Annotated in this window: 8 protein-coding genes and 1 tRNA gene; 3 read left to right on the forward strand and 6 right to left on the reverse strand. The window is 58.8% G+C overall.

Features of this window, described 5'->3' with window-relative positions:
• Positions 1-203: 203 nt before the first annotated feature.
• Positions 204-2,225, forward strand: coding sequence for a YadA family autotransporter adhesin (locus tag AC0V6W_RS05890; RefSeq protein WP_486148098.1), 2,022 nt, complete (start codon positions 204-206; stop codon positions 2,223-2,225).
• 47 nt (positions 2,226-2,272) lie between these two features.
• Here AC0V6W_RS05890 and AC0V6W_RS05895 read toward each other — a convergent pair whose 3' ends face one another.
• The 4 genes from AC0V6W_RS05895 to AC0V6W_RS05910 all read right to left on the reverse strand — a co-directional run bounded on the left by AC0V6W_RS05895 (position 2,273) and on the right by AC0V6W_RS05910 (position 5,904).
• Positions 2,273-2,893 (reverse strand): L-2-amino-thiazoline-4-carboxylic acid hydrolase, encoded by a 621-nt coding sequence (locus AC0V6W_RS05895; RefSeq protein ID WP_486148100.1) that lies wholly within the window; start codon positions 2,891-2,893, stop codon positions 2,273-2,275.
• Positions 2,894-3,076: 183 nt separating this feature from the next.
• A complete protein-coding gene (locus tag AC0V6W_RS05900) occupies positions 3,077-3,637 on the reverse strand; it encodes a GNAT family N-acetyltransferase (protein WP_486148103.1) in 561 nt (186 codons plus the stop codon).
• Positions 3,638-3,666: 29 nt separating this feature from the next.
• Positions 3,667-4,842, reverse strand: a complete 1,176-nt coding sequence (locus AC0V6W_RS05905; RefSeq protein WP_486148105.1) for an amino acid aminotransferase — start codon at positions 4,840-4,842, stop codon at positions 3,667-3,669.
• A gap of 81 nt (positions 4,843-4,923) precedes the next feature.
• Complete coding sequence (locus AC0V6W_RS05910; protein WP_486148107.1) at positions 4,924-5,904, reverse strand: DUF1134 domain-containing protein; 981 nt, start codon at positions 5,902-5,904, stop codon at positions 4,924-4,926.
• 287 nt (positions 5,905-6,191) lie between these two features.
• Here AC0V6W_RS05910 and AC0V6W_RS05915 point away from each other — a divergent pair.
• Positions 6,192-6,283, forward strand: a tRNA-Ser gene (locus AC0V6W_RS05915).
• Between the two features lie 128 nt (positions 6,284-6,411).
• Positions 6,412-7,644 (forward strand): GGDEF domain-containing protein, encoded by a 1,233-nt coding sequence (locus AC0V6W_RS05920; RefSeq protein ID WP_486148109.1) that lies wholly within the window; start codon positions 6,412-6,414, stop codon positions 7,642-7,644.
• Between the two features lie 45 nt (positions 7,645-7,689).
• Here the strand turns inward: AC0V6W_RS05920 and AC0V6W_RS05925 are convergent, their stop codons facing one another.
• Complete coding sequence (locus AC0V6W_RS05925; protein WP_486148111.1) at positions 7,690-8,889, reverse strand: S-methyl thiohydantoin desulfurase family protein; 1,200 nt, start codon at positions 8,887-8,889, stop codon at positions 7,690-7,692.
• Positions 8,890-8,994: 105 nt separating this feature from the next.
• Positions 8,995-12,288: a TonB-dependent receptor domain-containing protein gene (locus AC0V6W_RS05930; protein WP_486148113.1), complete on the reverse strand. Its 3,294-nt coding sequence runs from the start codon at positions 12,286-12,288 to the stop codon at positions 8,995-8,997.
• Between the last annotated feature and the right edge of the window lie 96 nt (positions 12,289-12,384).

The following is a 12,384-nucleotide window of genomic DNA, read 5'->3' on the forward strand; positions in this document are numbered from 1 at the left end:
CGCTGTTTTCGCGCTGTTTTCGCGGCGTTATGGTTAACAAAGTGTTCCAAATTTGGATCGGATTTGAGCAAGCCATTAACGCACAAAACTGCTAATTCCCCTGCGCGAAGGCTCGATAGAAGCCTGCTGCGAAAATGATGCCGCCGCCTTTGCCAAATGGCGATAGCCTGCTTTCGCGCATGCCGATTTGAAGGGGAAAAAACGTGAACACCAAATTTCTGATCTCAACTGCAATGGCGGCCAGCACGTTCGCGCTGATGGCCACGCCGCAGGCTGCACTTGCGGATGATTGTCTGCTTGATCGCGACAATGATGGCCAGGTTGATATCGGCACGGCGGACAATGATGGCAGCGCCAATTCCGATGACGATGACGCATCGGTCGCGTGCGGCGTCGGGGCGGAGGCGACGGGATCGTTCGCAAGCGCTTTTGGCAGCAGCGCGAATGCGCAGGGCGATCGGTCCATTTCTGTCGGACGCATTTCCGATGCTACCGGATCCGATTCGTCAGCGGTCGGCCATTTCGCGACCGCCACTGCGGCGAACACGTCTGCCTTTGGCCAAGCGGCCAACGCCACCGCAGCGCAGGCAACCGCATTGGGTCAAAACACCAATGCCAGCGGCATCGGATCGCTGGCAGTTGGCAATGCTTCTGATGCCACAGGCGCTGGCGCCATCGCGATTGGCGGTGATGGGCCCGATGGCAACACCGAAGGCGCACAGGCGCTGGCGGATAACACGATTGCCATTGGCGCAGACAGTATGGCGAATGCGAACGGCGCGACAGTTATTGGCGCCAGCGCCTCTGCCACAGGGGCAGGCGGCACATCAATTGGCCAAGGCGCAAGCACGACGGGCAGCGGGGTTGCCCTCGGTCAGAATGCGACCTCTGTCAGCAACAACACGGCTCTTGGCAATGGGTCGGTCGCAACAGGAGCGGCAGCAACCGCCATCGGCGCGCTGGCCAACGCCACCGGCACATTTGGCACAGCGATTGGTCAGACTGCGAACGCCACGGGCAATTTCTCAACCGCTTTTGGTGTGAATTCGCAGGCTGATGGCGACAATTCAGCTGCCTTTGGCACCAGCGCGAGCGCAATCGGGGACCGGTCCACCACATTTGGCGATGGCGCGCTTGCTCAAGGAATAAGCAGCACAGCCTTGGGCCAGGACGCGCTTGCATCAATGGATAATGCGGTGGCGCTGGGTCAGGCAACCGAGGCAACCGGCATCAGCGCGATTGCAATCGGCGGCGACGGCGATGATGGCGATGCCAATGGCGCGATTGCCACAGGCCTTCAAAGCGCCGCTTTGGGCGCGGATGCCTTTGCCCAAAATGCCAATGCGCTTGCCGTTGGATCGGGCGCGCGCGGCACGGCAGAAAACTCCGCTGCATTGGGCACGGGAACGCAGGCCTCTGGCCTTTCCAGCGCCGCTTTGGGCCGCAATGCCTTTGCCACCGCGGCCAGCGCCACCGCCGTGGGCAACACCGCAGGGGCAACCGGCGGACGAGCCACAGCCGTTGGGCAAGACAGCCGCGCAACCGGCGCGCGCGCAACAGCCGTGGGTTTTGGCGCCAATGCAGGCGAGCGCGCCACATCCGTGGGCGAAAACAGCGTAGGCAGCGGCTTTGCCAGCACCGCTGTCGGGTTTGAAGCGGTCGCATCGAACACCCGCTCCACCGCAATTGGCGCGGGCGCGGCCACCAATCGTAACGATCAGGTGTCGCTGGGCGGCGCAGGATCAAGCGTGCGGATCGGCGATATCGATGCCTCCACCGATGCACAGCAGGGGCCGGTCGATGTCGTCACGATAGATCAGAACGGCACTTTGGGCCGCCAGCAGGCTGCAACCGCAGCATCCGTTGCCAATGTGCGCGTGTCGATGAACGCTTTAGCGCAGGTTACCGATGCGCAATTTGGCGCGCTGGAAAGCCGAGTGAACGGGCTCGACAGCCGGCTGACGGGCCTTGAATTTGCGCTGGAGGATGCCGAAGAAAGCCTTGCAGGCGGGATCGCAGCTGCCGCCGCATTGGGCAGCGCGATTGCCATGCCGGGCAAGGATTTCGTCATCGCAGGCAATGTCGCCACCTATCGCGGCGAACAGGGCTTTGCTCTCACCATGACAGGCCGCGCGAGCGACAATCTGGCGCTAACCGCTGGCGTTGCTGGCAATAGCGGCGAAGGCGAAGTGATCGCGCAGGCAGGGTTCGCGTTCGGGTTTTAACCGGGCAGGCCGGGGCGCATGGCAAATTCGCCAAAGCGCCCCGCCTGTTATCTTCGGTCAAACTCAAACCTGCAGGTGGCAGCACCTGAAGCGATGGTTTGCGGCCTGTTAAATCTGATGCTGGACGGTAAAGCGTCTATCCAAACGCGATCCCATTCGCAGAACAGTCCAAGCAGTTCTGGTGCGCCGTGACGGTCCAGGATTTCCTTAAATCCGCAAGCTCTAACCACGCTTACAAAGCTGCTCGCATCCTCCTCCTCAAAACCGATTGCAAAGCTGGGTCCGTAGAGGCGCGGCGCCGTCTCACGCGAATAGCGGCGCACGCTTTCAAAAGGATCCCGCGATGAGGCACTCATGAGCCACATCATCACCTTCGAGGTTCGCCTGCCCATGCTTGTGATAGGCTTAGAAACCTCAACCCTTGCACTTTGGACATCTGAGCAATGCGCAAGCAAGACGCGGTACAAAGCCAATGCGCTGGCCGCAAAAATGGTCAGGCTTTGCGTGGCTGGGTCATCGCAATATTTGCGCTCCGCTTGCATGATGACTGCGAGCCTTTGGTCGAAATCTTTGGCGTATTGGCGGGGAAGGGATTTGCGAAAATGGCGGATCGCCAGCCGATCAGAAAGGCTTAGACGATAGGCGAGATTGTGCCGCGTATAAGGCATGACTTTGATTTTCCAAGGACGCGAGGATTGCCATGCGAAGGCGGTCCGGGCCGTATCGCAAAGCGCTCCACCCTGCCACAAATGGCAGCGCAGCCTCCTCCTCCATCCTTAGCCGCTAGATCGGCATCGGCGCGATGAAGTTATCTTAGAACCGGGTAGATATCAATCCAGGTGCAAACGGCTTTAGGAAGGCGCACAAAGCGGGCCTGCCTCAAATCCGGCTCGCGTGATTTCATAGACGATATGGAGCACCCTTTTGCCCTGATAGCGGGCAAGCTCGGTGCGATCTGTGCGAACGGCGCCGATGTTCTCCAGCGCTATGCGTGATCGGTAGTTGGTCTCGCCCACGCGAAATTCGGCGCGCTCAACGCTTTCAAACGCATGGGTGAGCATCAGGCGTTTCATCTGCGCATTGATGCCTTTGCCCCAATAGAGCGGCGCGATGAAAGTCCAGCCGATCTCCACTGATCCGCCATCCTCTGGATCGTAGGCTTGAAACCGAGTGGAGCCGATGATTGCATCCTTGGCCCGATCAATCACGGCAAGCGCGCCGCCTTTGGCCAGAGCATCGGCAAAAAATTCAGCAAAAACATCCTCGCGCCAGCGGTCGTGCATGGGATGCTGTTCCCATACGGCGGGGTCTGACGCGATGGCGAACAGATCCCCCCAATCGTCCTGCACCAACGGACGCAGCGTAACGCGGTCCCCTGTAAGGGTGGGCTGGCGATCCATCGTGCTGGCCATTGCGCTGGCGTTTCCTTTCGCCCCGTCAATCAACCCGTTACAGCGGCAATCGCAGCGATAAACTTGTCGATATTGCCCATGGTCAACCCAGCAATGTTCACCCGGCCCGATGCGGCCATGTAAATCCCGTGCTCTTCGCGCAATTGCACGACCTGCTGCTTGGTCACAGGCAGCATGGAGAACAATCCGTTCTGACTGCCGAGCGGGGTAAGATCGACACTGCCCGCCATACCAGCATCAGCCAGCCGCGCGCGCACCTGACGCATGCGTTCGCGCATCTGGTCAAGTTCATCGGTCCATTGCGCCGTCATATCGGCATCGCGCAGGATCAGCCGAACAGCAGCCGCGCCGTGATCGGGCGGCATTGACCAGCTGGCCCGTGCCAGCGCGTTGGCGTTTGAAAATGCCTTGTCCAGAACATCCGCCTCATCCGCCATCACATAGAACGCGCCCACCCGGTCGCGGTACATGCCAAAGTTCTTGTCACAGCTGTAAGCGATGAACGCCTCGGGCACTTTAGCAAGGACAGAGCGTAGCCCGGCCGCATCTTCCTCCAGACCCCCGCCCAGCCCCTGATAAGCGGTGTCGATGATCGGAAAGATGCCGCTTTGCGCAATCGCATCGCCAATCGCGTCCCAGTCTTCAGCGGAATAATCAATGCCGGTGGGATTGTGACAGCAGCCATGAAGCAGGATGGCCTCGCCCTCGCGCGCGCCCCGAATTGCGGCCAGAACCGCATCGAGATTGGCCGTGCCATCGGGATTGGCATGATCAAACGCGGCAAGCTCGAGCTTAAGATCATTGATGATCTGCGCGTGATTGGGCCAGCTGGGCGTGCCCATATGCAGCCGGTTCACACCTGCTTTTTGCGCCAATGCGAGCGCAAGGCGAACAGCGCCCGTGCCGCCCGGCGTCTGCATCCCCGAAATGCGCCCGCCCATGGTCGGATCGCCGCCAAAGATATAGGGCATCAGCGCGGTGACAAACCCCATATCGCCCTCTGGTCCCAGATAGCTTTTGGAAGGCTGTTCATCGACCAGCTTTTGTTCAGCCGCTTTGATCGCGGCAAATACAGGCGTATCGCCTTGACCGGTGCGATAGACACCGACGCCAAGGTCAATCGTATCAGGGCGGGTATCAGCCGCGTGAAGCTTGATCAGCGCCAGCAGCGCATCGGGCGATTGGGGTTCAAGGTTGTTGAGCATAACGCGCGTGCCATGGCGCGCTTGGCCGCGCGCTGCAACCGCCTTTTGCTCGATAATTGCGACTTTGCCGTAACTGGCGACTTAAAATGGCAACCAGCGCTGCTTTTCAGAGAATTTCAGATAGCCGGCATTGATGCCAAGCCGTGCGCCCACGCCCATACGGATGGGGATGAGCACTTTATCACCCCGGCGCACATAGCTCGCGTGCAATCCGCCAATCAAATAGGCCTGCCCCTCGCCCGCAGCATAGCGTTTGAACAATTCCTGCGTGTCATAAAGGTTGTAGACAAGGATAAAGGTGTTCGCTGCATTCGCGCCCGCATCAAAGCCAACAGAGGGGCCCGTCCAGTACACTTTGCGCTGGCCTTCGACCTTGTGATGCAAAGTGCCCGAACCATAGCGCGCGCCAAAAACGAACGCACCGCCTGCTTCGCGCCCGACGATATAGCCATTGGGCTGGCCCTGATCTTTCAGCAGCCCCTGGATCATCCGGGCAAGCCCTTCTGCGCCTTTGCCAAACACGCCCTCGGCAGCGCCGATCAGGTCATCTTCGCCGTAAGTGCTGGCATCCTGCGCGCTCGCTGTCGGAATGGCAGGCGCGCTTTCGCCTGCGGCAATATCGGGGCCCGCCGCCGATGTCTGCGCAGAACCAGCCGCGCCGTAATCGGAATAGGGATCAAACACGCCTTCAAATCCGGGCTCGCTGGTGGGCTGGGATGGAACCGGCTGCTGGGCATTATCGCCAGGAACTGTGTAGGTGGGTGCTGTATAGGTCGGAGGCTGGGGCGCACGAACGGCACCCGGATCGGCCAGATCGGCGTCAATTGTTCGGCTCGCCGGGGTTCGCGCAGGCTGGCTGGCCGTCTGTCCCGCAGCCTGCGAAGCTGTTTGCGCCGCCGTTTGCGCCGCTGTTTCGGGGGCTGCAAAAATCTCGTCGGGGTCAAATGTCTCCACCCCTTGCGCGCTCGCGATTGTCCCGGTGCTGGCCAAAGCGAATGCCGCCAGCAGAGCAATGGCAAATCGGGAAAGAACATCGGGAGTGCGAACGAAAAACGAGAGCATGACAATACCTCTTGGCGGCAAAATGCAGCAATTGTGCTGGGCGCAAGCAGAATCGAACGCGCCTGTCCAAGCAATCGAAAAGGCGACAGACCGAATCGAAAACGCGTTGAATGGAATCGGATTAGAGCAAGTGACGTGAACCGCAGGCGAATTGGCGGGCGAGAACTGCGGGTTTCTATGCAGCGGCAGGCATCAGATGCGGCGCAGAGCGCAATTTTGTCGAAAGCCACCTTGCCGCCCGCCAGAACCATGACTATAGCCCACGCCTCGCAGCCAAAATGCGGCGCGGAGACGTGGGTGAGTGGCTGAAACCAGTTCCCTGCTAAGGAACCATACCTGGTAACGGGTATCGAGGGTTCGAATCCCTCCGTCTCCGCCATTTTCTCAAAATCACAGGTCAAATCTTCGCCATGGGAAATGGTGATTTTTGCTGGCGCTGCGCTGTAACCCTAAGGGCTGCGTTAACCTTCCTTGCCTAAGGCGTTTTCAAGGGGGCGCATCGGGTCAATGCAAGCACAGATATTGGGACTGATAACGCCGATTATGGCGCTGTTTTTTGCCGCAACATTTGTAGTTTTATGGCGGGTTGGCCGGTTGCAGCGGCACGTGCTGGGATTTGGCATTGCCTATGCCCTGTCAGCGATAGGCTTTTTGCTCACTCATTTTCTGCCGGTCGATGCCATTTACGTCTTCCACGCGAGCCAGTTTTTCTACGCGCTTGGGTCGATAGTGATGATAGCATCGGTGTGCGAACGCGCCGGGCAAAATTCGCATTTGGTGAGCTTAGTCTGCGTCTACATCATCACCGCTCTGGTTCTAGGCGTGGCGATCAGCTTTTCCAATGATGTGAGCGCGCGGCTGATTATCGTCAACACAGGTTATGGCGTGATGTTCACGATTGGCGTTGCGACCCTGCTCGCCGCCCCGCGCCGCACGCTGGTTGATGCCGCGATCATCGCTGTGATGGTGTATCAGGCGGCGGACTTTTTCATCCGACCCAACCTTACATTGCTGTTCGAAGGGGCAATCCCGGCGCAAGTTTACCGGGAATCTTTGTATTATTCGTTGATCGGCCTTGGCCTTGCTCTGAAAGGGATTGCGACAGCCATGGTGCTGATCGGGGCCTCTATCGCGGAATGGACCGCAGCGCTGCGCGCCAGCAGCGAACGCGATACGCTGACAGGGTTGCAGGATCGCAGGGCTTTCGAAGAAACCATGCGCAATCTGCTGCCCAAAGCGCAGATCGAAAGGCGCCCGCTAAGCTTGGTGGTGGCCGATATCGACCACTTCAAACAAGTGAATGACATTTGGGGCCATCAGGCTGGCGATCAGGCGATCTCGAGCTTTGGCGACCTTATCCAAAATATGGTGCGCGGATGCGACAATGCAGGCCGGATTGGCGGCGAGGAATTTTGCATCGCGGTGTGGAATTGCGAAAACGCGCCCGCTGCCCGGCTCGCTGAACGCATCAGACTGGCCTTTGCCAGCCTCACTCATGACGGGCTGAACGATGACATCCGGCTGACGGCGAGTTTCGGTATTGCCACAGCGCGCGAAGGAGAAAGTTATGAAAGCCTGTTTGGCCGCGCAGATGCAGCGCTCTACAAGGCCAAAGCAACGGGCCGCGACCGCGTGAGCAATGCCGAAGATCAGCGCAAGGATGTGGTGACCGATCCCCCTGCTCCCGCCCCTTCGCCTGCCCTGCTGCAAAGCGATCTGGCGCAAAGCAAACTGGCGTAAAGCAAATCGGTATTGCTCAGACCGGACGCGGGGCCAAGCGGCGCGTTAGATCAGCTCTTCAATCGGGGTGTAAGGCACGTCGAACCCGAAATATCCGGGGCTGAACACTTTCAGCCCTGCATCGCTGCGCCACAAAGGATCGCAGCGAAAGCCCACCACGCTCACGCGCTGCCCGCGCTTGAAATCGGGATTGTTGAGCCCGTCATAGCTTTCCATATCGATCACGCTGATCAGATCGGGACAGGTGGCTGCAACCTTCCCATCGCGGCGCGCGATCAGATGTTCGTTGATATATTCGGTCGCAAAGCTTTGACCTGCAAAATCGCCGGTGCCCGCCAATGTCAGATCGCCTTTCAAAAACCCGTCTTCATCGCGCCAATTGAAATCGCTGACTGTGCCGGTGAACAGCAGATAGCCATCCCCTGCGGCAATCGCGGCGGCTATCGGATCGCTGCCGTCTGCCTTGGCTATGCGCACCGCTGCGCCCAGTTTGCGCGCCAGCGTGAGGCTGTCTTTCACCAGCACTCCATCGGTTTTGGCCTGCGCGCCCGTGATCGGCGAATCCGCCACGCCGCATTCCTGGCTGGCTTCGGCGACGGCGCGCAAGACATCCTCTGCCCGGCTGGGATCACCCAGCTCTTTCACCACCATTTTATCGCCAAAAGGCGTTGCTGCGCCAATGGGGGTAAGCGGCACTCCGGCGACTTTCACCGAGTGCTGGTTAATCTCTGGCACGGCGCGGCCCACCGTATCGGCATCGAGAGCCGGAACATCCAGCCGCGCGGCGGTAGAAAGCGCCTCGGCCAAACTCAAGGGGCCAATCTCACCCAGGATCACGCCTGAGAATTTGGTGCCGAAATGCTCTTCGAGCGCGGTAAAGGCACCTTGAACCGGCAGTTCAATTCGGTTTTCAGCCGCCTCCAATTTCGCCGCCATTGCATCGCTCATCGGGGCAAGACTGGCAAGGCCATAGGGGCACGCAACGCGGTCTTCATCAGCCAAATCGGCCACACTCAAGACGTTGAATGTGTGACCTGCAGCAAGGTCTGCTGCAATAAGCTCACGCGCTGCGGCTAAGCTCCCGCCGCCGCCCGTGCCAAGATAGGATGAGCCGACCAAAGCATCTTCCAAGTCTTGCGCGGAAAGCGCCTTTGCAGCGCCCGAACTCGCCGTTCCTCCGGCTCCATCACCGCTCACGTCGCTGCACGCCGCCAGCGCCCCGCCGACGACCATCAGCCCGCCCATAAATTGCCGCCTTGGTATCATCACGCATTCCCCCATCTGAAACAAAAAAGGGGCGAGCCTTTTCAGCCCGCCCCTCTTGTAAGTGACTTGATCAGCGAACCCGCCTTACATCGTCGCTGTTGCGCCGAGGAAGAAATATGTGCCCACCGGGCTGACCGGATAGGCTTGCTCGGTTGTGTAAGGATCGCGGCCGAACAGATTGTTCACACCGCCATAGACGGTGAACTGGTCGGTGGCTTCGTAATTGAACGAGATATCGTGAATGAACACATCGCTCCCCACGCCATTTTCACGCGTGAACTGGAAGTTTGGTCCATCACCGATGGCCTCGATCTCAGCAGAGCGCAGTGCCATCGCGTCAAGATAAGTGACGCCGTAAGTCACGCTCAGACCGTTCCAATCCCATGTCAGTGAACCGCGTCCGGCCCATTCGGGACGCTGCAATTCGCCAAGCTCTGGATCGACCGAAGTCAGATCGCTGGGGTCGAAGAAATCATCGAGTTTTTCAACCCATGTGCCGCCAGCATTGATCGTGAAGCCGTGATCGCCAAGGTCAAAGTTGAACCGGGCAGATGCCTCGATACCAGCGGTTTCGCGCCGCGCGAAGTTCACCACCGACTGACGCAGAAAGCGGAAACCGCCATTGTCAGCGCGGCGATCCACATTGGCGCAAAACTGGTTATCAATCGAGGCTGAATCCACGCAATTGTCGACGATGTCCTGCGCGCTGACAGCGTTGATCGCGTCCTCCAGCTCAATATTGTAGTAATCGACACTCAGCACGAGGCCAGGCACAAAGCTCGGCGTGAATTGCGCGCCCACTGTCCAGGTGGTGGCGGTTTCTTCCTGAAGGTCTGGATTGCCCGAAACCGAACCAGAAAAGCGTGCGGTGAGCGGATCAACAAAGGCATAGGCGCCCGTGCCAAGCGTTTCATCGACACCCAATTGGTCAAAGATTGCGGTGCAGTTTGCCTGACGCAGTGCCGGATCAGCCGCCGTCGCAAGCTCTGCAACATCGCATGGGTCAACCGGGCGGAATGTTGCGCCCTGTGCGGGGCTGAACAGCTCTGTGATGTTTGGCGCACGGATCGCGCGGGCATAAGAGCCGCGGAACAGGATGTCCTCCACAGGGGCCCAGATCCCGCCGACATTCCAAGTGAATGTGGTGCCAACGGTCGTGTAATCAGACCAGCGCGCCGCGCCTTCCAATTCAAGCACTTCGGCAAAGGGAACGCCTGACAGGATGGGAAGACGGATTTCGCCGAACAATTCGTAAACCGTGAATTCGCCGCCATCATTGTCGATGACTGCATCGGGATCGAACACCAGCGAGTTCGCCGCTGTTGGCAGATCGCGGATCAGATCGCCTTCATTGGCATCGGCGGTTGTCACCGGGATCACGCCGCGCACCAGCGGGTCAAAGTTTGACCGGCTCACTTCTTCGCGGAATTCGAAACCGGTCACAAAATCAATCGGACCGCCCGGCAGTTCAAGAAACGCGCCGGTGTCACCTGTAAAGATCGCGCTGAACACCAATTGTTCCAGCTCGAACACGTCGGTTGTGGTCGCGGTGATGAAATCAATCGCATCCTGACTGATCGCGCCTGACCCGCCAAGCACATTGGCCGGGCGGCACTGGCCATCGCCGGGGTTAAAGGTGAAGAAGCCGGGATCGCCCACGGGAATGCCAAATGGCGTTGTCGCAGGCGCGGTGGGATCGATATCAGAACGGCAGATAGGATTGCCCGTTACCGGATCGCTGATCACGTCAATCGCGGCGAACCAGCGGTCTGTGATAACGCGGTTGTTATCAATCGATGTGCGCTGGAAGGTGCCGTAATTCCCGGTGATCTCATAGCTGAAATGATCGGTGATATCGCCGCGCATCCCTGCGACAAAGCGCCATGTTTCGTATTCTTCACGGTCACGGTTGGGGCCAAGGTCAGCCGGGTCGCGCGTGAGATACAGCCCTTCTTCCACCCCATCGCCAAAGAATAGCGGCGCGACAAATTGCTGCAAATCGCCCGTGATGAACGGGTTATCCGCGCGGATCGTCAACAGATCGTAGAAGGTGTTGGGCTGGGCCTGAAACTCAGCCGAGTTCGAAACATACTTCCCTTCGAAGAACAGTTCCGCCTCGTCAGAAAACTCATAGCTGAAGTTGGCATTGATCGACCAACGCTCGGTTTCCGGGATCAGAGAGTTTACGTTAAACTCGTTGGGAATGCCGTTCCCGCCGAACTGGTTGAACGTGCCTGTAACAAGGCCATCCTGATACACGCTGAGCGAGCCGTCATCATTGATAACTGCACAGCCGCCTGCAAGGCCGAAGGCGCCCGGATTAAAGGTGGAGTTAAAGCCGACCGAGCTTTCAAGGCAATCGGCAATGCCGTTATTGTTGATATCCGGACCGTCGCTAAGCCCGATATCGCCGGGTGCAACAATGCCGCCAGCAGATGACAGCGAGAAGCGCGGATCTCGCGCAAAAAGGCGAGTGGTGGAATTGGCTGCGCGGTCAAGCAGGGCTTGTTCAGCAGCCGTTGGCGTGAAGCCATCTGCGCTGCCGGGAATCAAACCGCCAGTGAATGCGCCATTGGCCAAAAAGTTTGGTGTGTCAGCGGCGCTAAGCTCGCCGGTTTGAAAGCGCAGAGCCGGGTTTGGCTGATCGTCTTCATTGTTGTTGTCGCGCGAAAATGCACGGTCGCCGATTTGGATTTCGTCAGCACGGGCATATTCGCCAGAGATCACGAAATTGCCGCGACCATCGGCAAAATTGGTGCCCCAGGTCAGATCGCCATTGATCCGGAAAGCATCGCCTTCACCGCTAAGGCCCCCTTGGATGTTGGCTTGAAGGCCTTCGAAATCATCTTTGAGAACAAAGTTCACAACGCCTGTCACAGCGTCCGCACCATAGATCGAGGATGCGCCGCCTGTCAGCGTTTCCACCCGCTCAATCAGCGCGGTCGGGATCGAGTTGATATCGACCGCCTGTTCGCCAGCCACACCGGAGACGTGCCGCCGGCCATTGACGAGCACCAAAGTGCGGTTCGCGCCTAGCCCGCGCAGGTTCAGCACCGATTGGCCAACGCCTTCGGAAAACACACCATCAATCGAACCATCCGTGCTGGTCGAGGTGGTGAGAGCAGGAACATCGCGCAAAGTGTCGACAACATCGGCCGTGCCCGCACGCTTCAATTCTTCCGCAGTCACCGACAGGATCGGGGCAGGCGCGCCAACATTGGGATCGCGCGCAATGCGCGAACCTGTCACCACGATCACCTGTTCATCTGCACCATCATCTGCTGGAGGGGGCGGCGCATCTTGCGCATGGGCAGCAAACGGCAATGTGCTTGCGGCGGTAAACAGCAAAGCGTGGCGGGAGAATTTGGCGTATTGCAAGAGGGCCTCCTAAGGTGTTTGAGCGATCAGACATGCTGCAAGTGCGAAGTCGGGTAAAGAACGACATGCCAATTTGTAACTTAAGCGTAACGATTG

The sequence above is a fragment of the Erythrobacter sp. JB1-7 genome (assembly GCF_057365015.1).